The following is a 26,402-nucleotide window of genomic DNA, read 5'->3' on the forward strand; positions in this document are numbered from 1 at the left end:
CCTGACTCTTATGCGTTCATTGCTGCGCCGCAGCTGCGGCGCTGGGGCTGGCGTTGGCATTGGCCGAGGCCGTCGGTGCGGCGGCAGCCGGCTGGCCAGGCGTCTGCCACGGCACGGGCGTGACCAAGATGGGGTCGCCCGGCTTGCCGCGCGGCAGTTTCTGGAAGCCATCGACCATGACCTTCTCGCCGGCCTGCAGCCCCTCGGTGACCACCCAGTTGCTGCCCTGGGCCGGGCCGAGCCTGATCACGCGCGGCGCCAGCCGGTTGCCTTCGCCCACCACCATCACCGTGTCGCCGCGCGATGAGCGCGTGACCGCCTGCTGCGGCAGCAGCACGCCGCCCTGCACCTGGGCCTGCTCCAGGCGTACGCGCACGTACAGGCCGGGCAGCAAAGTGTGGCCCGGGTTGGGCACCTCGGCGCGCAGCGTGACCTGGCCGCTGGTGGCGTCCACCGTGAGGTCGGAAAACAGCAGCCGGCCTTTCTGGCCGTACTCGCTGCCATCTTCCAGCAGCACGCTGACCTGGGCGCCGCCCTTGCCGGCCTGCTGGTACTTGCCGCTGGCCACGTCGGCGCGCAGCTTGAGCGCCTCGGCAGCCGACTGGGTGAAGTTGATGTAGAGCGGGTCGATCTGCTGGATCACGGCCAGCTCGGTGGCCGCGCCCTGGCCGACCAGCGCACCTTCCGTGACCAGCGCCCGCCCGATGCGCCCGGAGATCGGCGCGGTGACCGTGGCGTAGCCCAGGTTGATGCTGGCCGAGGTCACGGCAGCGCGGGCAGCGGCGACGTTGGCCTCGGCGGTCTTTTGCGCCGCTACGGCGTTGTCGTATTCCTGGCGGCTGATGGCGTTTTCCTCGACCAGCGGCTTGTAGCGCTCGGCCAGGGCGCGGCTCTGGCCCAGCACCGCCTCGGCCTGGGCCACGCTGGCGCGTGCCTGGGCCAGCGTGGCCTCATAGGGAGCGCTGTCGATCAGGAACAGCTTCTGGCCGGCCTTGACCTCGCTGCCCTCGGTGAACAGGCGCTTTTGCACGATGCCGGCGGCGCGCGCACGCACCTGCGCCACGCGCGAAGCCTCCAGGCGGCCCGGCAGCTCGGTGACCAGGCCGATCTCGCCCGGCTGCACGGTGACCACGCCGACTTCGGGGGGCGCTGCTGGCTGGCCGCCGCCGAGGCTGCCGGCGCTCCCTCCTGCTTGCCGCAGGCACCCAGGGCCAGGGCAGCCGCCAGGGCAAGGGGCAGCAGCGCCAGGCGATGGGCGGCAGCAGCGCGGTCGGGCACGTGGTTCACGTGGTTCAGGCGTGGCATGGGAGTCCTTCAGTGCAGTGCAATGGGTGCGTTGGTGCAGGCGCAAGGCGGGCGCGGGCAGCGCTGGCTGCTGCCGGCGCGCCATGCCGCACCCGGTTCTGTCGTTTTCGCAAGGTGGCGGATTATACATACATGCGTGAATGTATAATGCCGACTGTTTCGAGGATGGGAAGGCATGGCACGACGCACCAAGGAGGACGCTGACGCCACGCGCAACGGCCTGCTGGATGCGGCCGAGCGCGTGTTCTACGACAAGGGCGTGGCGCGCGCCTCGCTGGGCGAGATCGCGCAGGCTGCGGGTGCCACGCGCGGGGCGATCTACTGGCACTTCAAGGACAAGGTGGATCTGTTCAACGCCATGATGGATCGGGTCACGCTGCCGCTGGAGCTGGCCTGCAATGCCGGCGAGGCGGCCTGTGCCGTCCAGGCACCGCTGCAGCGGCTGCGGGCGCTGGTCGATCACCTGCTGGGTTGCATCGAAAGCGACGAGCACACGCGCCGGGTGTTCGAGATCGCCATGTACCGCATCGAATACGTCAGCGAGCTGAGCAGCGTGCGCGAGCGGCATCGGGACTCGCAGGCGCGCTTCCATGCCCTGCTGGCGCGCGACCTGACGGCTGCGGCGCACGAGCACGGCGTGGCCCTGCCGCTGCCGGTGCCTGCCGCTGCCACCGGCCTGTGGGCGCTGTTCGATGGCCTGCTGCAGACCTGGATCCTCAATGGCGCGCCGTTTGCGCTGCGCGCCACTGGGCGGCAAGTGATCGATGTGTACCTGTGCGGCCTGGGCTTCGCACTCGCCCTGGAGGCCTGAGGCCCGTGCGATAATGCGCCGCTTGACCGGGCTGCTGCTGCCAGCAGACCCACCGGTCATGACAGACCAAGCGGCTGTAGCTCAGTGGATAGAGTATTGGCCTCCGAAGCCAAGGGTCGTGGGTTCGATCCCCGCCAGCCGCGCCACCTCTCCCGTCTCTCTCTTGTGCCGCGCCCCGTGCGCCTGCGCCGTGCGCCAGCGGTGCCAGCCGCAGCCACCCGCGCGGCTTTGCATTGCAGGGCACCGCATGACTGAACTTCCCACCCGCAGCCTCCCCCTGTCAGGGGCTTCCAATTTCCGCGATCTGGGCGGCTATGTGGGCCAGCAGGGGCGGCCCGTGCGCTGGCGCCGGCTGTTTCGCTCCGACCACCTGGCCGGCCTGACGCCGCAGGACACCCAGGCGCTGGGCGAGATCGGCCTGGCGCGCGCCTTCGATCTGCGCGGCCAGCTGGAGAGCGCCGCCCAGTCCTACGCCCTGCCGCAGGTGCGCTACCACGCCCTGCCGATCGAGCCCACTGTGGTGCAGCGCGCCCAGGAGATGGCGCGCACCGGCCAGCAGATGAGCGCTGACATCGCCCGCCAGCTGATGCAGGAAACCTACCGCGCCTTCGTCTCGGACAACACGGAGCAGTTCGCCGCGCTGTTCGCCCATTTGCTGGATGAGGACACGCCGCTGGTCTTCCACTGCACCGCCGGCAAGGATCGCACCGGCTTTGCCGCCGCGCTGATCCTGCGTGCGCTGGGTGTGGCCGAGGACACGGTGCTGCAGGACTATCTGCTGACCAACGACCTGTACCGCCGGCCGCAGGCCGTCGCCGGCACGGCGCCGCAAGAGGCGCTGGACGTGATCTGGCGCGTGCAGACGGACTTCCTGCAAGCCGCCTTCGATGTCGTCGAGCGCGACCACGGGGGCTTCGAGCGCTATCTGGCACAGCGCCTGCAGATCGCAGACGCAGCGCGCGCGCGGCTGGCGCAGCTGTACCTGCAGCCCGCCTCCTGACCCGCCTCGGGCATCGCTGGATGCCGCAATCGATGGGCGTCGCCACGCTTCGGCGTTAAGCTGCCTGCAGTGCCGCGCCGAATGCCGGGGCGGCACGGCCACAGAGCAGCAGCTACACATATCGACGAGGAGGTTAGCCACATGAACGACAACTCACCCTTTGGTTTCGGACGCTTCGTCCCGGGTTTCGATTTCCTGCAGAGCCTGGCCAAGGGCGCTGCCAGCGGTATGCCAGGCCTGTCCGGCGTGCCGGGCATGGGCGCGCTGTCCGGCTGGGTGGCGCCCACGGCCAACGTGCAGGAACTGGACAAGCGCATCCAGGAGCTCAAGGCCGTGCAGTTCTGGCTGGAGCAGAACGCGCGCGCTCTCTCGGCTACGGTGCAGGCGCTGGAAGTGCAGAAGATGACGCTGGCCACACTGGCCGGCATGAACGTCGCCGTGGGCGACATGGCGGCCGCCTTTGGCGGCGCCATGGGTGCTGCGGCCCCTGCCGGCGCGGCCAGCGCCAGCGCAGCCCCGGAAAAGACCGCCGCCGAGGCTGCGCCCGCCGGTGCCGAGGCGGCTCAGACCGGCGGCGCTGCCATGGCCATGGCCGATCCACTGCAGTGGTGGGGTGCGCTGACCAGCCAGTTCCAGCAGATCGCCGCCCGCGCCATGCAGGACGCGGCCACGCAGCAGGCGGCCTTCGACGCCACCCGGGACATGGCCAGTGGCGCACTCAAGACCGCCAGCGACATGGCAGCGCAATGGACTCAGGCCCAGGCGGCGCCCGGCGATGCGCCCGCCAAGCGAGCAGCCAAGCGTGCCCCAGCGCCCGCTGCGGCAAAGGCGCAGGCACCCAAGCCTGCTGCCAGGAAAAAAGCATGAAAAGTGGCTTTTCCCCTTGCTGGACAAGCGCTGGCAGCTATTGAAACGATAGTCTTCGGCGGCGCTCAACGCCGATGCGGGTTGTTCGGGTGGCGATCATGGCGGTTGGGTACGCCGTCGCGGTCGCGATCCCAGCGCCCCCCTCGAATTCCCAGCGTCCGCCATGCTGGCGCCATTGCGGCTGGCGGTAGTGCTGGGCCTGGCGCACGCGCAGCCATTGGCCGGGCACCCAGACGTAGCGCTGGCCGCGCCATTCCCAATGGCCCTGCGACCAGACCATGCCCCGGCGCGGTGCCGGTATGCGCTCGTAGCGTGGTGCTGGCGGGGGCGGCATGACGTGCCTCGGCAGGGCCGCGTGCTGCGGGCCGGTCTGGATGACGACGGTGGCGCTGGGCGCCGCTTGGGCGGCAGCGGCTCCCGCCAAGCCGAAGATAAGCGCCAGGGCAGCCCGGCGGGCGTAGTCAAGCGTGGCGTGTGTCATGAAGTGCTCCGTTGTGCAAGAGGAAACGCCATCCATGCTCGGGTGCCTGCGTCAAGCGCCATGCCGGAGGAGGTTGTGCGTGTGCAAAATCTTGTGAGCAGGTGTCACGCACGGGCCATCTGCCGAATCGCTTGAAGATTCAGGAGCAGCCGCCTAAGCCTTGCCTGTCAAGCGTGTGCAGCTCTATTTGAAATAGCAAAAATCGTTTGGAGACCACCCATGAGCAAAGCCCTGCGCCTGTCCGAGAAATGGTTTCGCCGTGGCCTGTGGCTGGTGGCGCTGATCTTCGCCAGCTTCCTGATCGGGCTGGGAGGCGCAGTCGTCGGCGATCTGCCCAAGGTCGAGCGGGCGCTGGTGCTGGACGACTTCCTCGACATGGCGCAAGTGCAGCCCCTGCGCGATCAGGAGCGGCTGGCGAGCGAACGCTCGCAGCAGGCGCAAAAGGCGCTGGAGCAGGCGCAGCTTCAGCAGACCAAGGCTGCAGGCGCCACGCGCGCCGAGCGCGAGACCTTCGACAACTGGCTGGCCACGCGCAGCGTCACGCAGCGCTCCGAGCATGATCCACAGGTGCTGGCGCGCACCCAGCAGCTCGATGCGCTGGTGGCGCAGGAGCGGCGCGCGCAGCAGGCCGTGCAGGCGCAACAGCAGGTGCTGCTGGACGCGCGCCAGAGCGCGCAAGGCGCCCAGGCGCGTCTGGCGACGCTGGAAGAGGCCGGCTGGCAGCGTCTGCGCGCCGAGCAGCGCCGGGTGGAGCTGCGCGTCTTCCTGTACCGCCTGGCGCTGACGCTGCCGCTGCTGGCGCTGGCCGGCTGGCTGTTCGCCAGAAAGCGCCACAGCACCTGGTGGCCCTTCGTCTGGGGTTTCATTTTCTTTGCGCTGTTCGCCTTCTTCGTCGAACTCGTGCCCTATCTGCCCAGCTATGGCGGCTACGTGCGCTATGCGGTGGGCATCGTGCTCACGGTGCTGGTGGGGCGCTGGGTCATCCTGGCTTTGAATCGCTACCTGGAGCGCCAGCGCCAGGCGGAAGCCAAGCCCGACGCCCAGCGGCGTCTGGAGCTGGGCTACGACGCGGCGCTGACGCGCCTGGCCAAGGGCGTGTGCCCGGGCTGCGAGCGGGCGGTCGATCTGAAGGACACGGCCATCGATTTCTGCCCGCACTGCGGCATCGGCCTGTTCGACCGCTGCGGCGCCTGCGGCACGCGCAAGAGCGCCTTTGCGCGCTTTTGCCCGGCCTGCGGCACGCCGGCGGCGGCTCCCGCCGTCGCCGCTGCCAGCGCTACTGCTGCTGGGCCGGCGGCTTCAGGTAGCGGCGAAACCAGGTGATCTGCTCCTGCGCGGCATAGAGCTGGTTGGCGCTGTTGCGCAGGCCGTGCGGCTCGCCGACAAAGCGCAGGATGCGCGCGTCGGTGCCGGTGCTGCGGATGTCGGCATAGAAGTTTTCCGCGATGCCGACCGGCAGGAAGTCCTGGGTGCCGTGGAAGATCAGCGTCGGCGTGCGCACGCTGGCGCCGTGGAAGCCGGGCGAGTCGGCCAGGTACTCGCTCCAGCGCGTCCCAGGACTGGCGCCTTGCAGATAGCCGATGTGGCTGGCATAGCCGGTCTGGAATTCGCTCACCAGATCCAGCAGGCTGCACTGCGGGTTGGCGGCAGCGTAGCGCTGCGGGTGGCGCACGATGCTTTGCGCCGTCATGTAGCCGCCATAGGAGCAGCCGCTGATGCCCACCTGGTCGGCCCGCGCCCAGCCGTGTGCCACGACCTGGCCGGCGATCTCGGCCAGCTCGTCGATGTCCACCGCCCCGAAGTTGTCGCCGTCGGCCAGCTGGTTCCACAGCCGGCTGTCCAGGCCGGGGCGCTGCTGCAGCGGCACCATCAGCACGCCGATGCCGAAGCTGGGCAGCAGCGTGTGCGGGGACTCCACGTTCACGCCCCAGCGATTGCCCATCTCGCCGCCCGGGCCACCGGCCTGCCACAGCACCACGCGCTGGTTGACCGGCGGCCAGGGCGCATTGCCCGGGGCGAACCAGTAGCCCTGGCGCTGCTCGCCGCTGGCCAGGGTGAAGCTCACGCGCTGCTCGCGGACGCCGGCAGCGCCTTGCGCGGCCTGGTTGATGCTGGTCTGCACATGCGCTGCGCCGCTGTCGGCCTGGTGGCGCCACAGCTCGGGCGCACGGCTGGCCGAGGAGTTGAAATACAGCAGCTCACGCTGCGCCGGCAGGGCCAGCGGGGTGACGATGCTGCCTGCCGGGGTGCCGGCCAGCGGTGTCAGGCGTGCTTGGGAAAAATCGTATTTGTGCAGTTGCCGATCCATGCCGGCCAGCGGCGCCAGGATCAGCTCGTCGTCGGACAGCCAGGTCACTTCCAGGCCATCGTCGCCCGGGGCTGTCAGCACAGGCTCGTTAAGCACAGCCGAGGGCTGCAGGCTGGTGCCGGCGTCGGCAGTGCTTGCGACATCGAAGGCCAGCAGATGCGTCGATTGGGGCTTGTAGAAGGTGGCATGGGCGCGGCCTGCCAACTGCGCGGCCATGCCGACCTTGGCCAGCAAGCGCGTGCCTGAGGGGTTCCAGCTCAACGTGGATTGAAAGCCGAAGGCCAGCTCGGGGAAGCTGGCGGCGCGCACCTCGCGGGCCGCCAGTTGCGCGCTGGCCGTGTCGTGGATGGCCAGCCGGCTGTTGCGATGGAAGGGGTTGTCGGCCAGCGAGTACTGGCCCATGGCCTCGCGCACGGTCATGCTGGCCAGGGTTTCCTCGGTGCGCGGAGCTTTTTCCAGCCAATTGGTCAGCAGCGCGAAGCGCCGTCCGGCAGGGTCGAAGCGGGCCTCGGGCAGGATCGAGCCGCTGGGCAGGCTGGCCACCAGGCGCCGCGCGCCCGAGTGCAGGTCGAACAGCTCCAGGCGGGACTCGGCTGTGGTGGCCTCCAGCACGCGCGGCGTGCGCTGCGGGCCGGAGCCGGGGCGCGGCGGGGCGAAGTCCAGACGGGTGCGGATGGTCGGCACGGCCCGGCTGGTGCGCGCGCCGGCGGTACGGCCAGCGGGACTGCCGGCGCTGCTGCCACTGGCGTCGGCGCGCGTCAGCGTCAACGCCCAGCGCCCGCCCGGCGCGAGTGCCACGATCTGGCCGACGGGCAGAGACTCGTCGGTCACCGTCACGGTGCCGGTACGCCGGTCGAGGGTGGCGATGTGCCAGGCTGGCTCGCCATCGTCCGTGTCGGTATCCACGATGGGAAAGGCCAGGTGTTGGGCATCGACCCAGACGGCCCGGCCCGAACGGGCCTCGAATGCCTGGGCAGCCTCGGCGTCCAGCGGCATCGCGGAATAATCCAGCAGATCGACAAAAGCCCGGAGCTGGCCGGCGTTGACCAGTGCGCTGCGCCCGTCCGGTGCCAGCGGGGACAAGAAATACAGGTGTTGGGTTTCGATCAGGGCGCTCAGGCGCTGCACGTCCGCTGCGGGCAGCAGCGGGGCCGGCAGGGCGTCGGAGTGCAGGGTCAGCGATTGGGCGGCGGCGTTGCCGGCCAGCAGGCAGGAGCCGGCAAGGCTGGCTGCCAGCGCCACGCCGCGCACGCGGCGCGGCAGGGGTTGCAGCGGAAAAGAGAAGCGGGATGCAGACATGGTGGGCCTGGGTCAGAGCGCCGGGGACGGCGAAAGCCCCGCAGCGGCGACGGCGGCAGTGGGGCGGCGATGCCACCCGCATGGGAGGCGTGCCGGATTACTGCACAGGCCGCACCCGCCAGGCAAGAGGAAATTGCCCGCCCCCGGCGGGCTGCGGCTGGCGCCTGCCGGCGCGCTGCCGCAGTGCTTCAGATGCCGCGCGCCCGCTCGGCCCTGAACTGTGCGCGCAGCTGCGCGAAGCTGCCGGCGTCCAGCGCATCCCGGATGTCCTGCATGAGCTGCAGGTAGTAGTGCAGGTTGTGGATGGTGGTCAGCATCGGCCCGAGCATCTCGCCGCAGCGATCCAGGTGGTGCAGGTAGGCGCGCGAGAAGCCCCGCGCCCGCCCGCGTCCCAGCTCACGCCCGCCGTGCCGGCGCAGGCGTGGCAGGTGCAGCTGGTGTCCAGCGGGCGGTGGTCGTCCTTGTGGCGGGCGTTCCTGATCTTCAGGTCGCCAAAGCGCGTGAAGATGGTGCCGTTCCTCGCATTGCGCGTGGGCATGACGCAGTCGAACATGTCCACGCCCTGCGCCACGCCCTCGACCAGATCCTCGGGCGTGCCCACGCCCATCAGATAGCGCGGCTTGGCCTGCGGCAGGCGGTGCGGTGTGTGCGCCATGATGCGCAGCATCTCCTGCTTGGGCTCGCCCACGCTGACGCCGCCGATGGCGTAGCCGGGAAAGTCCAGCTCGACCAGCGCCTGCAGCGACTCCTGGCGCAGGTGCTCGAACATGCCGCCCTGCACGATGCCGAACAGCGCGTTGGGGTTGCCCAGGCGCTCGAACTCGGCCTTGGAGCGCACGGCCCAGCGCCGGCTCATCTCCATGCTCTTGCGCGCCTCGGCCTCGGTGGTCAGCTGGCCGTTGGTCTCATACGGCGTGCATTCGTCGAGCTGCATGACGATGTCGGAGTTCAGCACTGTCTGGATCTGCATACTGACTTCGGGCGACATGAACAGCTTGTCGCCATTGACCGGGCTGCGGAAATGCACGCCTTCCTCGGTGATCTTGCGCATGGCGCCCAGGCTCCAGACCTGAAAGCCGCCCGAGTCGGTGAGGATGGGCTTGTCCCACTGCTCGAAGGCGTGCAGGCCGCCGAAGCTTTGCACCACGTCCAGGCCCGGGCGCATCCACAGGTGGAAGGTGTTGCCCAGGATGATCTGCGCGCCCATCTCGTGCAGGCTGCGCGGCAGCACGCCCTTGACGGTGCCATAGGTGCCCACGGGCATGAAGATGGGCGTTTGCACCACGCCGTGGCGCAGTGCCAGGCGGCCCCGGCGGGCGTGGCTAGCGGGGTCGGTGGCGAGCAGGTCGAATTGCAGCATAGGGGGCGGATTGTCCCAGAGCGCCCGCGCCTACACTGGCCGCATCACAGCAACCTGTTCAAACCCAAGGAGAAGAAAAGATGCTCAGGATCATGATTGCCGTCGATGGCTCGCCGCTGGCGCTGGACGCCGTGGCCCACGCGCTGGATCTGGTGCGCCGTGGCGGCCTGCAGGCCACGCTGGTGCTGGGCCACGTGCAGGAGGAAGCCACGCTGCTGGAGCTGGCCACCCAGGGCGCGGACGCCGTGGCGCGTGCCAGCGTCGAGGCGGCCGAGCACCTGATGGCCTCGGCGCAGGCGCTGGTGCAGGCCGCCGGCGTGCCGCACGAGACCGAGGTCGGCCTGGGGCCGGTGGCGGCCACGCTGGTGGACATGGCCGAGCGCTGCGGCTGCGACGCGCTGATCATCGGCGCGCGCGGCCTGGGCGGGCTGCGCGGAGCGCTGCTGGGTTCGGTGTCGCAGCAGCTGGTACACCTCAGCACGGTGCCGGTCACGGTGGTCAAGCATGGCGAGGCGGTGCACGACGAGGCCGAAGACTCGGACATGGCCTGAGATCGTAAACACGCTCTGAGAGCGTGTTTACGATCCCCGCGCGGGTGCGCGAGCGCGGCCTCGGGCGGTCTGCGGCGTTGCAAATCCTCGCGATAGCACGGGCTATCGCTGCGGTTTGCGCCTGGCAGCCCATCCCGATCCGCACCCGCGCCCCTGCGCGCGGAGATCGTAAACGCGCTCTGAGCGCGCCCCGCGCCCATGAAGAAACGCCGGCAAGGCCGGCGTTTCGTTTGTCTGCTACTGGTTTTGCTACTCTAAGGATTTGTCCGTAAATTAAAATTCCCCCGAGTCGCCCGTGATGCGAAGAAGGAGCGATAAATGGCCAAGGCGCATGCCAATTCGTGGGAGGTAACGGACGAGTTCTGGAAACTGGTAGAGCCGCTGGTGCCACAGCCAGTGCGCGATCCAGGCAAGCACTACGAACGCGCAGCCGGGGCGGGCCGCCCCGCAAAACCGCCACGGCTGGTGTTCGAGGCCATCATGTATGTGCTGCGCACAGGCTGCCAGTGGAAGGCGCTGCCGGCTGAACGCTTTGGCAGCGCCAGCGCGATCCATCACAAGTTCATGCTGTGGTCCAAGGCCGGGTTCTTCGAGAACCTGTGGAAGGCAGGGCTGGCCGAATACGACGACTGTGAAGGCATCGCCTGGCGCTGGCAGAGCATCGACGGCGCCATGTTCAAGGCGCCCTTGGCGCAGGAAGCTGTGGGGCGCAACCCGACGGATCGGGGAAAAAAAAGGCAGCAAGCGTCACCTGCTGGTGGACGGGCGTGGCGTCCCGTTGTCGCTCGTCGTGACCGGGGCGAACGCGCACGACGTGACGCAACTTGAGGCCGTGTTGTCTTGCTGCATGGTCAAACGCCCCACGCCCAAGCAGCGGCGCAGCAAGCACCTATGTGCTGATGCGGGCTACCCGGGCAAGAACGCCATGAAGATCATTCTGGCCCACGGCTATATCCCGCATGTGGTGGGCCGCAAAAGCGAGGCAGAGCACAAAAAGCGTGATCCGAAGAAAAAAGCGCGCCGTTGGGTTGTGGAGCCTTGCCATGGCTGGTTCAACCGGTTCAGGAAATTACTGGTGCGCTACGAGAAGCTGGAGCACACGTTCCTCGCACTCAACCATCTCGCCGCCGCCATCATCGCGCTGCGGAAAATCCACCTGCCCGTTAATATTATTTACGGATAAATCCTAAATATAGCTGTCAGCGCTTTCTACACAAGGCCTCAAGCCGCTTTTCGCCAATATTTTGCGTCGGCTGGGCGCTGCAGCTTGCCATGCGGCAGGCTGGCCAGGCGGGCAAACATGCGCCGGCAATAGCCCGCGACCCACAGGCATTTGTTCAACTCATCGACGGGCAGCGGGCCGGAGACCACGACCAGGTCGTTGGCGTCGTCGATGCGCCCGGCGGCGCGCAGGCGCCGGCGCGCGTGCGCGGCCCAGGACTGGATGCGCGCCGGGCTGCCGTGCTGGTGCATCTCGCCGGTGTGCCGGTCGAAGGCAATCGCCACGGTGTCGGTCTTCAGGCGAAAGCGTCGCTCGCCGGTCACGGTGCTGGGTTGGTCGCGCAGGTCGTAGAGGTAGTAGCTGCCGGCCTTGAGCTGGTATTGCAAGTCCATGGTCGATCGTCTCCGGGGGGCATTGTCCGGGCGCTGCCGGGCTGCCAAGGCCCGAACAACGCCCGATGTGCAGGGCATTTGCCCGCACCAGGCAATGGCTATCGTAGCAGCGCAAACGATTGTGAAAGCCCTGCCGCCTGCGCGCAAGGCGCGGGGCCGGGCAAGGCGTAACCAGCGTCAGGGCGCTGGGAGGTTATGCGTTGAAGGGGCTGGCCCTCAGAAATCGACCAGGCTCAGGCCGACGCTGAAGACGGTGCGCTTCCTGTTGTAGTCCACCAGGCTGTCGCCATAGCCCGAAAACAGCTGCGTGTGCAGCCGCAGGTTGCTGCGCGGGCCGACCAGCTGTCCGCCCAGCACCTGCATCCAGTCCAGCCGCACCGAGCCGCGCGCGCTGCCGGCCAGGGCGTGGCGTGTGGTCAGCGTCAGGCGGTGGTCGCGGTTGACGTTCCAGCCCAGGGCGAACTCGGCGCGGCCGATGTGCTCGACGATGCCCGGGTTGTTGTCCTTGTCGCCGCCTTCCTTGATGCGCTTCCACACGCGGGCCGTGAGGCTGAAGCGGTCATCGAGCTCCAGGCCGGTCATCAGGTAGGTGCGGTTCCAGCTGCGCGACAGCGGGTCGCTCTGGCCGTTGGACTGGTGTACCAGGCCGATGCCGCTGTAGCGCCAGCGCCAGCCAAAGGGCAATTTGGCGTCGGTCGGATAGACGTACATGACCTCTGGCTCGTGGTCGGTGTTGCGAAACGGGCGCGAGATGCCGGGCGAGAACAGCTGCCAGTACGACTGCTGGGTGTAGCCGGCCCACAGCGAGTCGCGCAGGCCGCCGCGCGTGGGCAGCAGGCCGGTGGCCAGCTTGGTGCGCACCGACAGCTGCACGCGCATTTCGGTGCTGCGGTAGTCCACGCTGGAGCCGGCGCTGTTGATGGGGTTTTCCGACAGGGGCTGGCGGTTGACGCTGCTGGCCGCCACCACCGACACGCTCATGGGCCGGTAGCCGCGAAAGCGCAGCTTGCCGCAGTCGGTGGCATCTTCCAGCTCCCAAAAGCGCGCCAGCGTGCTGTGCTGCTCGTCGCGGCAGCCGTCGGCCAGGGTGATCTCGATGGGCGGGGCCGGCGGTACGGCAGCCGGGGCCAGCGTGAGCACGGGTGTAGCGGCGCCGGGGTCGGCATTCCAGGAGGATGCCTGCGGGACGCCCGGCGCGGTCGGCGCCGGCTGCCCGCCAGCCCACTGGTCGAAGCAGGCCAGGCGCGCCTGATCCGCGTCCAGGGCGGCACACTGGCGCCAGCCGGCCTGGGCGCTGCTGCCCATGTCCGGGGCGGCGGGACTGGGCTGGGCCAGGGTCGGCAGTGCTGCGGCGGACAGGGCGCAGCTCAGGGCAATGCGGGTCAGGGTAGTCATGGCGGATTTTGGGTGTTTTTCGGGTTTTGCCCTTGCTGGACAAGCGCTGACAGCTATCAATTTTGCGTTTTGCGTTTTGCGTTTTGCGGCTGCTCGCGCTCAACGCCCAACCTCTCCCACCGCCCGGGCGGCGAACTCGGCGCGCAACTGGCGCAGTTTCTCGCGCGGGTCTTCGCGCGCGGTGGCGGCGTCGAGTTTCATCTCGGCGATGAAGCGGCTGGGCTGGCAGGCCACCATCTCGCGGCCTTTCTTGCGCTTTTTCGTCCAGCTCACGGCCAGGGTGCGCTGCGCGCGGGTGATGCCGACGTACATCAGCCGGCGCTCCTCCTGCAGCCGGGCGGCCACGTCTTCGGCCAGCTGCTGCTGGCGGCCTTCGTCGTCGTCCAGCTTGAAGGGCAACATGCCCTCGGTGGCGCCGGCCAGGATGACGTGCGGCCACTCCAGGCCCTTGCTGGCGTGCAGGGTCGAGAGCACTACCATGTCCTGCTCCTGTTCGCGTTCGGAGATGGTGGACAGCAGGGCAATGGTCTGCGCGACTTCCAGCAGGCTTTTGGTCTCGCGCTGCGTGCTGGCGCCGGCGGCGTCGCCCTCCTGCCCGCCGGCGCGCTGGGCCATCCAGTCGCAGAACTCCAGCACGTTGCTCCAGCGCGCGGCGGCGACTTTTTCGCTGTCCTCGCTGTCGTGCAGGTACTGCTCGTAGCCGATGTCCTGCAGCCAGTCGGCGAGAAACGTGCGCGCCGCCTCGGCCCCGTGGGTGTGGCGGGCGCGGTATTCCAGCTCGTTGATGAGGCGGCCGAACTCGGCCAGGCCGTCGAGCGCGCGCTTGGGGAGTGCTGCGGCCAGCATGGCGTTGAACAGCGCGCCGAACAGGCTGGTGCGGTGCTGCGCGGCGAACTGGCCCAGGGCGCCCAGCGTGGTGTGGCCGATGCCGCGTCTGGGCGTGGCCACGGCGCGCAAAAAGGCCGGGTCGTCGTCGTTGTTGATCCACAGCCGGAACCAGGCGCACAGGTCGCGGATCTCGGCGCGGTCGAAAAACGACGTGCCGCCCGAGACCTTGTAGGGAATGCTGGCGCGGCGCAGCGCTTTTTCGAACGGCTTGGCCTGGTGGTTGGCGCGGTAGAGGATGGCAAAGCTCTTCCAGGCCGGCGGCGGGTTGGCGCCGGCGCGCAAGGACAGGATGCGCGCCACGGCACGCTCGGCCTCGTGCTCCTCGTTGTTGCAGTCCAGCACGCGCACCGGCTCGCCCTCGCCCAGCTCGGAAAACAGCGTCTTCGGAAACAGCTTGGGATTCGGCCCGATGACGTGGTTGGCCGCGCGCAGGATGGCGCTGGTCGAGCGGTAGTTCTGCTCCAGCTTGATGACCTTGAGCTGCGGGAAGTCCACCGGCAGTTTTTTGAGGTTGTCCAGCGTGGCGCCGCGCCAGCCGTAGATGCTCTGGTCGTCGTCGCCCACGGCGGTGAAGTGCGCCCGCTCGCCCACCAGCAGCTTGAGCAGCTCGTACTGCGTGGCGTTGGTGTCCTGGTATTCATCGACCAGCACATGACCCAGCAGGCGCTGCCACTTCTGGCGCACCTCGGAGTGGTGCTTGAGCAGGCGCATGGGCAGGCCGATCAGGTCGTCGAAGTCCACGCTCTGATAGGCGGCCAGGCGCTCTTCGTAGCGCTGCATGATCAGAGCGATGTTGCGCTCGTGGTCGTCCTGGGCCATGGCCAGCGCCCGGCGCGCGTCCCAGCCCTGGTTCTTCCAGCCGCTGATGGCCCATTGCCACTGGCGCGCGGTAGCCGCGTCGGCGGTGCCGCCGGCGCAGTCCTTGAGGATGCTGGTCACATCGTCCTGATCCAGGATGCTGAAATTGGGCTTGAGCCCCAGCACGTGGCCGTCCTCGCGCACCAGGCGCACGCCCAGGGCGTGGAAGGTGCATACCAGCACGTCCCGGGCGGCGCGCCCGATCAGGCCGGATGCGCGCTCGCGCATCTCGGCGGCGGCCTTGTTGGTGAAGGTGATGGCGGCGATGCGCCGGGGCTGCAGGCCGGTCTCGATCAGCCGGGCGATCTTGTGCGTGATGACGCGCGTCTTGCCCGAGCCGGCTCCGGCCAGCACCAGGCAGGGGCCTTGGGTGTGGTGGACGGCTTGCAGCTGGGCCAGGTTCAGACCGGACATGGAAATGCGAAATCGCGCAAAGCGCAGCAAAGGCTGGAAGGATGGGGCAGCAGCAGGCGAGTGTTCGCTTTTTTGATAGCTGCCAGCGCAGACAGGGCGTGGGTTTGGGCCGCTTTTTCCTGTATTTCAGGGGGCTGGGAGGGGGTGGCGCAGCCCGCACGGGCCTGGCAGCGGCGGCCAAGCCCGCGATGATAGCGAGGCCGGCGCAACCCGGCATGGCTGGCCTGCATGGGCGGCTTTGGCCGTGTTCCGGCTGCCACAATCGCGCCGGTGCTGTCCATCCTGTCCGTCACTTTTCCCTTCTTCGCCCTGGTGCTGGCCGGCTATGGCGCCACGCGCCGGGGGCTGCTGCCGCTGCCTGCCATCGCCGGCCTGAACAGCTTCGTGCTGTACTTTGCCCTGCCGTGCATGTTGTATCGCTTCGGCGCGCATACGCCCGTGGCGCAGCTGCTCGATGCGCGCGTGGCCGCCGTCTATCTGGCCAGCGGCCTGCTCATGGTGCTGGGCGCGGTGGCGGCCACGCGCGCGCGCTGGGGCTGGAACGATGCCGCCTTCGGCGCGCTGGTGGCTGCCTTTCCGAACTCGGGCTTCATGGGCGTGCCGCTGCTGGTGGCGCTGCTGGGCGAGGACAGCGCCGGCACGGTGATCCCGACCATGGCGCTGGACATGATCGTGACCTCCTCGCTGTGCGTGGCGCTGTCGCGCCTGTCGCTGGGCGGGGGCAGCGCCGCCCGCGCGCTGCGCCTGGCACTGCGCGGCGTACTGGCCAATCCGCTGCCCTGGGCCATCGCCCTGGGCGGGCTGGCGTCCGCCAGCTCCTTCGAGCTGCCCGGGCCGCTGGATCAGACCGTGGCCATGCTGGCCGCCGCTGCCTCGCCGGTGGCCCTGTTCACCATCGGCGCGGTGCTGGCGCGCTCGCAGATGAGTCTGCACGAGCAGGTGCCGGCGCGCGACTACGTGCCGCTGGCGCTGGCCAAGTTGCTGGCGCATCCGCTGCTGGTCTGGCTGGGCTGCCAGGCGCTGCGGCTGGCCGGCTGGCCGCTGCCGCCGCTGGCCGAGACCACGCTGGTGCTGGTGGCGGCGCTGCCCAGCGCCAGCAATGTCTCGCTGCTGGCCGAGCGCTTCGAGGCGCACGGCGGGCGCATCGCCCGCATCATCCTGGTCAGCACGGCGCTGGCCTTCGGCACCTTCTCGGTGGCGGTGGCCTGGCTGACCTGACAGGCCCGGCCAGCCGGCAGGCCGGGGCAGCCCTCTCCTACAGGCATGGACGGTCGGGCCGCACGGCCTGGCTGTGTGCTGCGGCGCACCATTGGATTCAGGCGCACTGCTTGCAGTGCTCCGCCTGATATCCACAGCCATTCACAGGAGAAAAATGCCATGACCAAGACCATCCGTTCGCTCTTTCCCGCCGTCTTGCTGGCGGCCAGCGCCGCCCTGCCGCTGGCCGCCACGGCACAGGTCGCCGGCGGCACTGTGCTGGGCGTGACTGAAACCGTCCATGCCTCGGTGGCCAACGGCTGGAGTGTCAAGAAGGCCATCCTGGGCAAGGACGTCTACAACAACGACGCCAAGCCCGAAGTAGTCGGCAAGGTGGACGACATCATCATCAACCCCAAAGGCTCGGTGTCGTATGCCATCGTCAACGCTAGCAAGTTCCTGGGCCTGTCCTCGCACGACGTGCTGATCCCAGTGGAGCAGTTCACCATCGAGAACAACCGCATCACGCTGCCCGGCGCCACCAAGGACGCCCTGCGCCAGCTGCCGCAGTTCAAGTACGCGGACAACGCCAGCAAGATAGTGAAGTAAGCGAAAAGACCATCAGCGCCGGGCCGGCCCTGCGGCCTGCGGCGCTCAGGCAAAGCCTCCGCCAGTGCCGGAGGCTTTTTGCGTTGTGCAGCGCCAGACGCCCTGGCGTAAGAGCGTGTTTACGATCTCCGCGCGCAGGGGCGCGGGTGCGGATCGGGATGGGCTGCCAGGCGCAAACCGCAGCGATAGCCCGTGCTATCGCGAGGATTTGCAACGCCGCAGACCGCCCGAGGCCGCGCCCGCGCACCCGCGCGGGGATCGTAAACACGCTCTAAGGCACGCGCCCCCGGGCCAGGCTCAGATGGCCTGCGGATCGACGTCCACCAGCCAGCGCACCAGGCCCCTGTGGCGTGGGCGTTCGGCGTGCAATAGCGCCTGCCAGGCCGCCAAAAAGGCCTGCAGCGCCGGGCGCGAGGCGCTCTCCAGCAGCATCTGCGCACGCTCCACGCCGGCCACGCGCTGCACCGCCAGCGGCACGGGCGGGTACAGGTGGACTAGCTCCAGCCCTGGCAAGGCGGCAGTGCGTGCCGCGTCGGCTGCGGCGCTCAGAAAAGCCTGGGCCACTTCCTGACTTTTCGCATCGGCGCGTATCAGCGCCTGGTGGGCAAAAGGCGGCATCCCGGCGCCCAGGCGCTCGGCCAATTGCTGGGCGGCAAAGGCCGGCCAGTCGTGGCGGCGCAGCGCGGCATACAGCGGGTGCTCCGGGTGCCAGGTCTGCAGCCACATTTCGGGCGGCTGGCCCTGGGCGGCGACGTAGCCGGCATCGCGCCCGGCCCGGCCCGCCGCCTGCATGAGCAGGGCAAACAGCCGCTCGGGCGCGCGAAAGTCGCTGGAAAACAGCGCCCCGTCGGGCTGCACTGCGGCCACCAGCGTGATGCGCCGGAAGTCGTGCCCCTTGGCAATCATCTGCGTGCCCACCAGCACATCGACCTCGCCGGCATGTACCTGGGCCAGTTGCTCCTCCAGCGCGCCGCGCGCGCGCGTGGTGTCGGCGTCGATGCGCGCCACGCGCGCCGCCCGGCCCTGAGGTTCCACGATGACGTTGCGCAGCAGCGCGGCTAGGTGCTCTTCGAGCTGCTCCGTGCCCCGGCCAATAGGGGCGATGTCGGGGTTGCCGCAGGCCGGGCAGGCACGCGGCACGCGGCTGGCCGCGCCGCAGTGGTGGCAGCGCAGGCTGCGATCCATCTTGTGGAAGACTTGGTGCGCGCTGCAATGCGGGCAGTCGCTTTTCCAGCTGCAGGCGTGGCAGTGCAGCACCGGCGCAAAGCCCCGGCGGTTGAGCAGCACCAGACACTGCTCGCCGCGCTGCACGCGCTCGGTGATGGCGGCCAGCAGCGGCGGGGCAAAGATGGCCCGGCGCGGCTGCTGGCCCATGTCCACGATGCGCACGCGCGGCAGTGCGCCGGCGCCGATGCGGCTGGGCATGTGCAGGCGCTGGTAGCGCCCGCCCTGCGGGTCATCTGCCGTGGGTGGACGGCTGGCGTGCCAGCTCTCCAGCGATGGCGTGGCGCTGCCCAGCAGGACTTTCGCGCCTTGCTCGCGCCCGCGCCATAGCGCCAGGTCGCGGGCGTTGTAGCGCGCGCCCTCTTGCTGCTTGTAGCTGGCGTCGTGTTCCTCATCGACCACGATCAGTGCCAGGCTGGCGAAGCTGGCAAAAATAGCCATGCGCGTGCCCAGCACGATGCGCGCCGCGCCGCTGTGCGCGGCCAGCCAGCTTTTCAGGCGCTGCGCCGGCGTCATGCCGCTGTGCATAGTGACCAGCGCCGCGTCCCCCAGCGCCGGGGCAAAGCGCGCACGCACCCGGGCTTCGAGCTGCGGCGTCAGGTTGATCTCGGGCACCAGGATCAGCGCCTGCGCTGCCGGCTCGGCCATCAGCGCCTGGGCGATGCAGTGCAGATAGACCTCGGTCTTGCCGCTGCCCGTGCTGCCGAACAGCAAAAATGGCCCTGGATGGGCCTCGATTTCGGCGATAGCCCTTGCCTGTTCTGCGCTGTAAGCTATTTTTTCAATAGCATTTTCGGGTGCTGGCGCGCTCTGCATCCGGCGCAGGCGGCGCTGCAGCTGCCCAGCATCCAGATCGCGCAGTTGCGGCGGCAGGGCGGCCAGGGCCACCTCGCCCAGGGCGCGCTGGTAGTAGCGCGCGGCAAACGCCACCAGGCGCCGCCAGTGCTGATCCAGCGGGGCGATACCCTCCAGCACGCCGGCGATGGCGCGCAGTTGTACAGGCCGGCCTGGGGCCGCGACCGGCTGCGGCTGCGACGGCGCATCCCAGACCACCCCCAGCACCTCGCGCGCGCCCAGCGGCACACGCACCAGCGTGCCCGGCGGCAGTGGCGTGCTGCTGGCATAGCTGAGCAAGTCGCCCAGCTGGCTGTGCATGGGTGTGCTGACGGCCACATGCAGCACATGGCCGGAGATGGTGGGCAGAGCGTCGGGGGATTCAAGGATGTGCGGCGGTGAAGCTGGTGGGGTGATAGGGGCAGACCTTGCCGGGGTGTGATGCGCCCTGCATTGTGCCGAGGCCGTCCGGGGCTTTCAGCCTTGTGGATAACTTTGTGGAAAGCAGGCTGCAAAACCCGCGCAAGCCCCGGGGCATGGGCCTGTACTGCTATCGCTGTTGCTCAGGGGTGTTGAAAATATTCAATGAAATCAAGGCACTATTTGACCTTGTCAGCCTGTGCCGGGGAGGTAGGCCAACGCTGCCGGCATCCATCCTGCTTTGCCAAACATGTGAACAAGTGGCTTGTCAATGGCTGGCGTGCTGGTTTTTTGTGGTAGGCGGCTGGCGCTGCAACCCTGGGCCAACCGCCACTTTCGCGGGCAAGTGCTTGATTTTGCAAGCGTTTGCAAAGAAATCCAGAATTTCTGTGGATAACTTTGTTGACAGCCCTTGGCAACCGGGCGCAAAGCCTTGTCGCAGCGTGCTTTGCTTGAGTTGCCCAGGAAAAAGGCAAATTTTCAATTTCCTTGAAAATCAACGACTTGCGTGAGTGTCACAGCCGACGCAGCAGCCCGGGCAGAAATCCGTTGCACAGCGTATCGGCGCCCCACGCCCTGGGGTTTTTGTGCATAAGTTGCCGACCGGAGCGGTAGCCGTGCTACGCAAGCTCTCCGCCGGGGCTGCCTGCGCCCCTCAGCCGCGCCGCAGGGCGCGCGAATGGCTGTGGACGGCCTCGACCAGTGCCGTGACGTGCTCGGGCGGGGTGAACTGGCTGATGCCGTGGCCCAGGTTGAAGATGTGCGTCGGGCCGCAGGTCGCCGGGTCGGTGTGCGGCTTGCCGAAGCTGTCGAGCACGGCGCGCGCTTCGCGGGCCACTGCTTCGGGCGGGGCGAACAGCACGTTCGGATCCAGGTTGCCCTGCAGCGCCTTGCCCGGCTCGCCGGCCTGGCCGCCGACGACGGCGCGCGCGCGGCCCAGGTTGGCCGTCCAGTCCAGGCCGAGCACTTCGCAGTCCAGCGTGTCCATGTCTTCCAGCCAGATGCCGCCGCCCTTGGTGAAGACGATGCGCGGCACGTCCTGACCGTCGGCGCCGGTGCGCTTGAGCTGGCCCAGCACGCGCTGGGTGTACTGCAGGCTGAAGGTCTGGAAACACCCGTCGGCCAGCACGCCGCCCCAGCTGTCGAAGACCATAACGGCCTGGGCGCCAGCGTCGATCTGCGCGTTCAGATAACGTGCCACGGCGTCGGCGTTGACGGCCAGGATGCGGTGCATCAGATCCGGGCGCGCATACATCAGGCTCTTGACCTGGCGGTAGTCGTCGCTGCCCCGGCCTTCGACCATGTAGCACGCCAGTGTCCAGGGGCTGCCGGAAAAGCCGATCAGCGGCACGCGGCCATTGAGCGCCCGGCGAATGCTGGTCACGGCGTCGAAGACGTAGCGCAGCTTGTCCATGTCGGGCACGGCGAGACGCGCCACGTCATCCTCGGTGCGCACGGTGCGGGCAAAGCGCGGGCCTTCACCCTCGGCGAACGACAGGCCCAGGCCCATGGCGTCGGGCACCGTCAGGATGTCGGAAAACAGGATGGAGGCATCCAGCGCGAAGCGCTCCAGGGGCTGGAGTGTGACTTCGGTGGCGTAATCAACATTGGTTGCCAGCCCCATGAAGCTGCCGGCACGCGCCCGCGTGGCCTTGTACTCGGGCAGGTAGCGCCCGGCCTGGCGCATCAGCCACAGTGGCGTGTAGTCCGTGGCCTGGCGGCGGCAGGCACGCAAAAAGGTGTCGTTGTGCAGCGGAGCGAAGGAGGAGCTGGAGGTAGTCATGGGCGGCGATTGTCGCAGCGCCACCCGTCCCCTGCCGCCCGCAGCCTGGGCTGGTTCAATAGACGACGACCCGATCGCCCACCTTGACCTGCTCGTACAGCCACTTGGCAACCTGGTAGTCGCGCAGCTGGCTGCAGCCGTGCGAGCCGCCGGCATAGCCCTTGTCGGCAAAGTCCTGCGAGTAATGCACGGCGACGTTGCGGTCGTAGAAGATGGCATACGGCATGGGCGTGCGCTCGCCGAAGATCTTCGAGACCGTCTCGTGGTTCATGTACCAGATGCGGAACTCGCCCTCGTCGCTTTCCCAGCCCGGCATGGCAAAGCGTGCCTCGCGCGTGAAGCGGATCTGGCCGTTGTCCACGAAGGACATTTTTTTCTGCTGGCGCGAGATGCAGATCACCCGCCCCGTGGCACAGCGCGGGTCAAGCTCCTGGGTGCTGCTGCTGGCCGGCGGCTCCTTGAACAGATCGGCATAGCGCGGCAGCCGGGTGCGGCGCAGGAGCGGCGTCCAGCTGCGCTCGTCCATGACCTCGCTGGCCGGCAGGCCGATGCGCGAGCGCCAGGCGGCAATGGCCTGGCGCGTGGCGTCGCTGAAACTGCCGTCCACCGCGCCCTGGTACAGGCCAGCCTGGCGCAGGCGGTGCTGCAGCTCCATCATGAAAGCTGGCTCGCTGGGGGCGACGAACCAGGTGCCGATGTCGGTGTTGTTCAGCTCGGCCTGGGTCGGCGCGCGCGAGCGCGTGGCCAGCGCCTCCCAGGTGGCGGCATCGACCACGCCGGTGGGGCGCAGGCTGGCGGCCTTTTGCAGTTTGATCACGGCCTCGCGCGTGAGCTGGCCGAAGCGATCCTCCACGTCCACCACGGCCAGAAACTTGGCCTGGCGCAGGCGCACCTGCAATTCGCGCACCTGGGGCGACTGCATTTTGAAGCGCAGCTCCTGCGCCAGCGGGGCGACGGCCTGGGCGGACGCCTGGGGCGAGGCCTGCAGCTCGGTAGCCAGGCGTGCGCCGGCGGGCTGTGGGCTGGCCTGGGCGGGCAGAGGCAGGCCCAGCGCCAAGGTGGCCAGGGTAGAAGCGGCCACGAGGGCCAGAGGGAGGCGAGGGCGGCGGGTGCAAAAGCGCATGGCAGTCATCGAAGAAGCATCGAAAAACCATTGGGAAACCGTCGAAGGCGGCTGTGGCGCAGTGTGCCAGCGCGCGCATAGGCTGGCGTGGCAAAAGGGTTGTCGCCTCGCCAGTCGCCTGCACGACAGTGCGGCGGGCCAGCCCTCTAGGGATGGGCGCCGGCTTGCGCTATGGTCAGGCGATGGATCAGCCGCGCCCCCAGCACCTGCAGGCCACACCGGCCATCGATTGCGACCATCCCGCCGTGCGCGATTTCGCGCGGCAGCACGCCCAGGGCCGGGATGCCCGGGCGCAGGCCGTGGCGCTGTACCTGGCCGTGCGCGACGGCTTTCGCTACGACCCCTACCGCATCGAGCTGTCGGTGCGTGGCCTGTCGGCCAGCCAGGTGCTGGCCAATGGCTACGGCTGGTGCGTGCCCAAGGCCGTGCTGCTGGCGGCCGCCGCCCGTGCTGCCGGTATCCCGGCGCGGCTGGGCTTTGCCGACGTGCGCAACCACCTGAGCACCGAGCGTATGCGCCGTGCCATGCAGACCGATGTCTTCCACTGGCATGGCTACACCGAGTTGTGGCTGGACGGGCAATGGGTCAAGGCCACGCCAGCCTTCAACCTGGAGCTGTGCCAGCGCTTTGGCCTGCTGGCGCTGGAGTTCGACGGCGTCAGCGACTCGATCTACCACCCCTACGACGCCGCTGGCCAGCGCCACATGGAGTACGTCCACCAGCGCGGCAGCTTCGATGATCTGCCGCTGGCTGACATCGTGCAGGACTTTGTCCGGCTCTACCCCGGCCTGATGGATGCCGCAGACGCCGCGCAACTGGCGACAGCGGACTTCACCGCCGAGGTGCGCCAGGAGACACAGAAAGAGAAAGAGAAAGCCCAGCCATGAGCCCGCAACCCGCGCCCACCGATGCACCAATGCCGCCGCCCGGCTTTGAGCTCCTGCAGGCCGGCGGCCCCTTCATGCAGGTCAACGGCCCGCTGTACGCGCGCCGCGATGGCGCTGCGGTGCGCTTTGGCCTGCGCGTCGAGCAGCGCCACTGCAATCCCATGGGCATCCTGCATGGCGGCATGATGGCCAGCTTTTGCGACATGCTGCTGCCCATGGCGGTGCTGGGCCAGCCGGGGCCGGTCAAGGGGCATTTCCTGCCCACCATCAGCCTGCAGATCGACTACCTGGCGCCCTCGCCGCTGGGCTGCTGGCTGGAGGGCACGGGCGAGTTGCTGCGCGCCACGCGCTCCCTGGTGTTCGCCCAAGGCCTGGTGAGCGCCGATGGCACGCCCTGCGCGCGCGTGAGCGGCGTATTCAAGATCGGCCCGCCACTGCCGGACAATTTCACTGGTTGAAGCCGGCTGTTCAGGCGCCGGCCGCAGCGCCGCACAGCCGCCGCACTACCTCGCGGCAGCTCATGCCCGGCAGCACGCCCAGGGTGCGCGCCAGGGCATTGGCGTGGCGGATCACGCCGTCTTCGAGCGTGCTGCGCGCCTCGCCGATGCGCGCGCTGTCGTGGCCGACCAGGGCAGCGGCCAGGCCTTGCGCCTGCAGCAGCTCCAGCGCGGCGATGCCGGCGCCGTCCTTGCCGATTCCGGCATCGTTGAACACCGACAGCAGTGGCCGCGCGGCAATGGCGTACTGCGAGGCGCTGTGGCCGCCGTGCGAGCCGCTGACGGCCACGCAGCCGGCGTCCTGCGGGCGCAGCTCGGTGATGGAATCGACGATGCGCAGCGCCGGCATCACAGACCGGCGATGGCCGCGCGCAGTTCGCCGGCGCGCAGGATCTCGCTGAACACCAGCGGCGCGCGCCCCGGCGCGTGCAGCACATAGACCGGCACGCCCGAGCGCCCCAGTGCCGCCAGCGAGGCGGTGATGGCCGGGTCGTGCCGCGTCCAGTCGGCGCGCAGCAGGGCCACGCCCTTGGCGGCAAAGTCCTGCAGCACCTGCTCGTCGGCCAGCGCAGTCTGCTTGTTGTATTGGCAGGTCACGCACCAGGCGGCGGTGTAATCGACGAACACGGGCCGGCCCTGCGCCAGCAGCTGCTGCGGCAAATCGGGCGCCCAGGCTTGCCAGGCCTGCTGCTGGGGCGCGCTGCTGGCCGCCACAGTGTTGGGCAGTGGTTCGATTTGTATGAGTGTTGGCCCCAAACCCATACCAGCCAAGCGCTGGCAGCTATCGAAACAGGAGCAAATACAAGCCGCGCCCGCCCGCCTAGGCCCAGCGTCCAGGCCACCAGCGCCAGCGCCACCAGCAGCGCCAGCAGCATGGCCGCGCCGTCGATGCCGGTCTGCTGGCCCAGCACCCAGACCAGCCAGACCACGGTGGCAAACATCGGAAAGGCCAGCAGCCGGCGCAGCGTGTCCATCCAGGCGCCGGGGCGCGGCAGGGCGCGTGCCACTGCCGGCAGCCAGGCGGCCAGCACATAGGGCAGGGCCAGGCCGATGCCCAGCGCGGCAAAGATGGCCAGCGCCTGGGCTGCCGGCAGCGTGGCCGTCAGGCCCAGCGATGCACCCATGAAGGGCGCCGTACACGGCGAGGCCACGGCCACGGCCAGCACGCCGGTCAGAAAGGCGTCCAGCACCGGATGGCGCGCCTGCACGCTGGCCACCGAGGACGGCAGCAGGTGGCCGAACTCGAACAGGCCGGCCAGGTTCAGCCCGATCAGCGTGAACAGCGCGGCCAGCCCCGCCACCACCACCGGCGACTGCAGCTGAAAGCCCCAGCCCACGGCCTCGCCCGCCGCGCGCAGCGCCAGCATCAGCGCACCCAGCAGCATGAACGACAGCAGCACGCCAGCGGCATAGGCCAGGCCGCCCAGGCGCTGGGCGCGCAAGTCCTGCCCGTGGCGGGCAAAGCCCACCACCTTGATGGCCAGCACCGGGAACACGCAGGGCATCAGGTTCAGCAGCAGCCCGCCGAGCACGGCAGCACCCAGCGCGGCCAGCCACACCGGCAGCGGCGCCGGACTGATGCTGGCCGGTGCCGGCCCCGTGGGTGCCGTCTGTGCCTGCGCGGCATTGGCTGCCAGCGCCGCCGCCAGCGCGGGCGAGACGCCGGCGCGCAGCTCCAGCGCCGGCCAGCCGCCCGGCACCGGCAGGGCGATCTGCACGCCGCCGCCCGCGTGCGTCAGCACCAGTGGCAGCGGCTCGGGCGAGGCCGCGCGGTCGGGCGACAGCGGCACGCGCGCCGTCCAGATGCCGCCGCCGTGCCATTGCTGCACGGGCGTGGCAGCGGTCTGCACCACGTCTGGGGTTTCGGCAAAGACGCCCAGCTCGGCGCCCTGCCAGGCGGCGGGCAGGCCGGCCACGCGCAGCTCCAGCGCATCACCGGCACCTGCCGCGCCAGCGTCGCCATGCGCGGCCTGTGCGCCAGCGCCCTCCACGACGCGCGCCTGGCTGCCTGCGCCCACGGCCAACGGCTGCGGCTGGGCCTCGGCGGCCGCCTGGAAGGCCGCAGCGTGCAGCGCCGTCGTGCCCTCGATGGGTACCTGCAGGGTGAATTCGCCGTCCTCGGGAATGCACTCCTGGCGGCACACCAGCCACGAGGCGCGCAGCTGGAAGGTGGCCTCCTTGGCCAGTGGCGCCGGCTGCCAGGCGGGCGAGACAGTGATGGGCACGGGCAGCAGCACCTGGCCGTCGTAGCCGTAGTTGGCCAGGCTGCCGAGGGGGAACTTGCGCGGCACCGGCCAGGCGATCTCGCCGGCATCCATGCCCTGCGGCAACTGCCAGGCCAGCTCGGTTGGCAGGCCCGAATCGCCGGGGTTCTTCCAGTAGGTGTGCCAGTCGGGCTGATGGCGGATCAGCAGGCCCAGCGTCAGCGCCTTGCCCGGGCCGATGCCGTCGGGCGCGTGCGCCACCAGCTCGGCACTGACGTAGGGCGTGGCCAGCGTGCTGGCGCCGGGCGCTCCAGCGCCCAGGTTTTTGAGCTGAAATTGGGCAAAAGCCGTTGTCGGGAGCGCGCAGGCAGCTATCAAAAAAAGAGCGACTTGGAGCAGTCGCTGGTGCAGTCGGGCCAACATGATGGGTGATGGAGAGCGGCGGGCGTGGATGGTTCCGGCGCGGGCGGGGT

Annotated in this window: 20 protein-coding genes, 1 tRNA gene and 3 pseudogenes; 12 read left to right on the forward strand and 12 right to left on the reverse strand. The window is 69.1% G+C overall.

Translation table 11 applies throughout. The features are described 5' to 3' along the window. Nucleotides 1–16: 16 nt before the first annotated feature. Nucleotides 17–1,132 (reverse strand): efflux RND transporter periplasmic adaptor subunit, encoded by a 1,116-nt coding sequence (locus IDM45_RS15520; protein WP_411828429.1) that lies wholly within the window; start codon nucleotides 1,130–1,132, stop codon nucleotides 17–19. Between the two features lie 348 nt (nucleotides 1,133–1,480). Here IDM45_RS15520 and IDM45_RS15525 point away from each other — a divergent pair, with 348 nt between their 5' ends. From IDM45_RS15525 to IDM45_RS15540, 4 genes are all read left to right on the forward strand, one after another. Next, nucleotides 1,481–2,116, forward strand: a complete 636-nt coding sequence (locus tag IDM45_RS15525) for a TetR family transcriptional regulator (protein ID WP_209423636.1) — start codon at nucleotides 1,481–1,483, stop codon at nucleotides 2,114–2,116. A 70-nt stretch (nucleotides 2,117–2,186) separates the two neighbouring features. Then, nucleotides 2,187–2,262: transfer RNA gene (locus IDM45_RS15530), tRNA-Arg, on the forward strand. Between the two features lie 101 nt (nucleotides 2,263–2,363). Beyond that, the gene (locus IDM45_RS15535) at nucleotides 2,364–3,116 is read left to right on the forward strand and encodes a tyrosine-protein phosphatase (RefSeq protein ID WP_209423637.1); all 753 of its coding nucleotides are present in this window, start codon (nucleotides 2,364–2,366) and stop codon (nucleotides 3,114–3,116) included. 141 nt (nucleotides 3,117–3,257) lie between these two features. Then, complete coding sequence (locus IDM45_RS15540) at nucleotides 3,258–3,983, forward strand: PhaM family polyhydroxyalkanoate granule multifunctional regulatory protein (protein WP_209423638.1); 726 nt, start codon at nucleotides 3,258–3,260, stop codon at nucleotides 3,981–3,983. A 65-nt stretch (nucleotides 3,984–4,048) separates the two neighbouring features. Here the strand turns inward: IDM45_RS15540 and IDM45_RS15545 are convergent. Then, nucleotides 4,049–4,464, reverse strand: a pseudogene (locus IDM45_RS15545) (YXWGXW repeat-containing protein). A gap of 219 nt (nucleotides 4,465–4,683) precedes the next feature. On the opposite strand from IDM45_RS15545, the gene IDM45_RS15550 reads away from it, so the two are divergent. Next, nucleotides 4,684–5,787 (forward strand): zinc ribbon domain-containing protein, encoded by a 1,104-nt coding sequence (locus tag IDM45_RS15550; protein ID WP_209423639.1) that lies wholly within the window; start codon nucleotides 4,684–4,686, stop codon nucleotides 5,785–5,787. Here IDM45_RS15550 and IDM45_RS15555 read toward each other — a convergent pair. Next, on the reverse strand, nucleotides 5,741–8,071 hold the full coding sequence (locus IDM45_RS15555; protein WP_209423640.1) for an alpha/beta hydrolase family protein: 2,331 nt from the start codon (nucleotides 8,069–8,071) through the stop codon (nucleotides 5,741–5,743). The genes IDM45_RS15550 and IDM45_RS15555 overlap by 47 nt on opposite strands. A gap of 188 nt (nucleotides 8,072–8,259) precedes the next feature. Next, nucleotides 8,260–9,431: pseudogene (gene tgt / locus IDM45_RS15560) on the reverse strand (tRNA guanosine(34) transglycosylase Tgt). Nucleotides 9,432–9,511: 80 nt separating this feature from the next. On the opposite strand from tgt, the gene IDM45_RS15565 reads away from it, so the two are divergent. Together IDM45_RS15565 and IDM45_RS15570 are read left to right on the forward strand one after the other, a co-directional pair. Continuing rightward, nucleotides 9,512–9,982 carry a universal stress protein gene (locus IDM45_RS15565; protein ID WP_209423641.1) on the forward strand — a complete coding sequence of 157 codons (471 nt, stop codon included), beginning with the start codon at nucleotides 9,512–9,514 and terminating at the stop codon, nucleotides 9,980–9,982. A 318-nt stretch (nucleotides 9,983–10,300) separates the two neighbouring features. Beyond that, nucleotides 10,301–11,165 (forward strand): IS5 family transposase gene (locus IDM45_RS15570; protein ID WP_209421843.1). Its coding sequence is split into 2 segments (ribosomal slippage): nucleotides 10,301–10,719 and nucleotides 10,718–11,165, totalling 867 coding nucleotides; the frame shifts between segments, so codons are not numbered across the junction. Nucleotides 11,166–11,203: 38 nt separating this feature from the next. Here IDM45_RS15570 and IDM45_RS15575 read toward each other — a convergent pair. The 3 genes from IDM45_RS15575 to IDM45_RS15585 all read right to left on the reverse strand — a co-directional run bounded on the left by IDM45_RS15575 (nucleotide 11,204) and on the right by IDM45_RS15585 (nucleotide 15,151). Beyond that, entirely contained in the window at nucleotides 11,204–11,596 is a 393-nt protein-coding gene (locus IDM45_RS15575; protein ID WP_209423642.1) for a hypothetical protein, read from the reverse strand. A gap of 216 nt (nucleotides 11,597–11,812) precedes the next feature. Then, nucleotides 11,813–12,991, reverse strand: a complete 1,179-nt coding sequence (locus IDM45_RS15580; RefSeq protein WP_209423643.1) for a phospholipase A — start codon at nucleotides 12,989–12,991, stop codon at nucleotides 11,813–11,815. A gap of 99 nt (nucleotides 12,992–13,090) precedes the next feature. Beyond that, entirely contained in the window at nucleotides 13,091–15,151 is a 2,061-nt protein-coding gene (locus tag IDM45_RS15585) for an ATP-dependent helicase (RefSeq protein ID WP_209423644.1), read from the reverse strand. 270 nt (nucleotides 15,152–15,421) lie between these two features. Here IDM45_RS15585 and IDM45_RS15590 point away from each other — a divergent pair, with 270 nt between their 5' ends. Then, nucleotides 15,422–16,369: an AEC family transporter gene (locus tag IDM45_RS15590; protein ID WP_209423645.1), complete on the forward strand. Its 948-nt coding sequence runs from the start codon at nucleotides 15,422–15,424 to the stop codon at nucleotides 16,367–16,369. Nucleotides 16,370–16,528: 159 nt separating this feature from the next. Then, nucleotides 16,529–16,957: a PRC-barrel domain-containing protein gene (locus tag IDM45_RS15595; RefSeq protein ID WP_209423646.1), complete on the forward strand. Its 429-nt coding sequence runs from the start codon at nucleotides 16,529–16,531 to the stop codon at nucleotides 16,955–16,957. Between the two features lie 297 nt (nucleotides 16,958–17,254). On the opposite strand, the gene priA is transcribed toward IDM45_RS15595, so the two are convergent. Continuing rightward, a complete protein-coding gene (priA, locus tag IDM45_RS15600; RefSeq protein WP_232654402.1) occupies nucleotides 17,255–19,336 on the reverse strand; it encodes a replication restart helicase PriA in 2,082 nt (693 codons plus the stop codon). 164 nt (nucleotides 19,337–19,500) lie between these two features. On the opposite strand from priA, the gene IDM45_RS15605 reads away from it, so the two are divergent. Beyond that, nucleotides 19,501–19,947 (forward strand): hypothetical protein, encoded by a 447-nt coding sequence (locus tag IDM45_RS15605; RefSeq protein WP_209423647.1) that lies wholly within the window; start codon nucleotides 19,501–19,503, stop codon nucleotides 19,945–19,947. Between the two features lie 143 nt (nucleotides 19,948–20,090). Here the strand turns inward: IDM45_RS15605 and hemE are convergent, their stop codons facing one another. Then, complete coding sequence (hemE, locus tag IDM45_RS15610; RefSeq protein ID WP_209423648.1) at nucleotides 20,091–21,218, reverse strand: uroporphyrinogen decarboxylase; 1,128 nt, start codon at nucleotides 21,216–21,218, stop codon at nucleotides 20,091–20,093. A gap of 55 nt (nucleotides 21,219–21,273) precedes the next feature. Then, entirely contained in the window at nucleotides 21,274–22,299 is a 1,026-nt protein-coding gene (locus tag IDM45_RS15615; protein ID WP_232653762.1) for a L,D-transpeptidase family protein, read from the reverse strand. Between the two features lie 224 nt (nucleotides 22,300–22,523). Here IDM45_RS15615 and IDM45_RS15620 point away from each other — a divergent pair, with 224 nt between their 5' ends. Both IDM45_RS15620 and IDM45_RS15625 read left to right on the forward strand, forming a co-directional pair. Further along, entirely contained in the window at nucleotides 22,524–23,228 is a 705-nt protein-coding gene (locus IDM45_RS15620; protein WP_209423649.1) for a transglutaminase-like domain-containing protein, read from the forward strand. Next, nucleotides 23,225–23,686 (forward strand): PaaI family thioesterase, encoded by a 462-nt coding sequence (locus tag IDM45_RS15625; protein WP_209423650.1) that lies wholly within the window; start codon nucleotides 23,225–23,227, stop codon nucleotides 23,684–23,686. The genes IDM45_RS15620 and IDM45_RS15625 overlap by 4 nt, the downstream gene beginning before the upstream one ends. Before the next feature lie 10 nt (nucleotides 23,687–23,696). Here the strand turns inward: IDM45_RS15625 and IDM45_RS15630 are convergent, their stop codons facing one another. Together IDM45_RS15630 and IDM45_RS15635 are read right to left on the reverse strand one after the other, a co-directional pair. Continuing rightward, nucleotides 23,697–24,074, reverse strand: a complete 378-nt coding sequence (locus IDM45_RS15630) for a hypothetical protein (RefSeq protein ID WP_209423651.1) — start codon at nucleotides 24,072–24,074, stop codon at nucleotides 23,697–23,699. Further along, nucleotides 24,074–26,352, reverse strand: a pseudogene (locus tag IDM45_RS15635) (protein-disulfide reductase DsbD family protein). Before IDM45_RS15635 ends, IDM45_RS15630 begins: the two are co-directional and overlap by 1 nt. Between the last annotated feature and the right edge of the window lie 50 nt (nucleotides 26,353–26,402).

Origin of the sequence: Melaminivora jejuensis (genome assembly GCF_017811175.1) — a bacterium.
Lineage (GTDB): Bacteria > Pseudomonadota > Gammaproteobacteria > Burkholderiales > Burkholderiaceae_C > Melaminivora > Melaminivora jejuensis.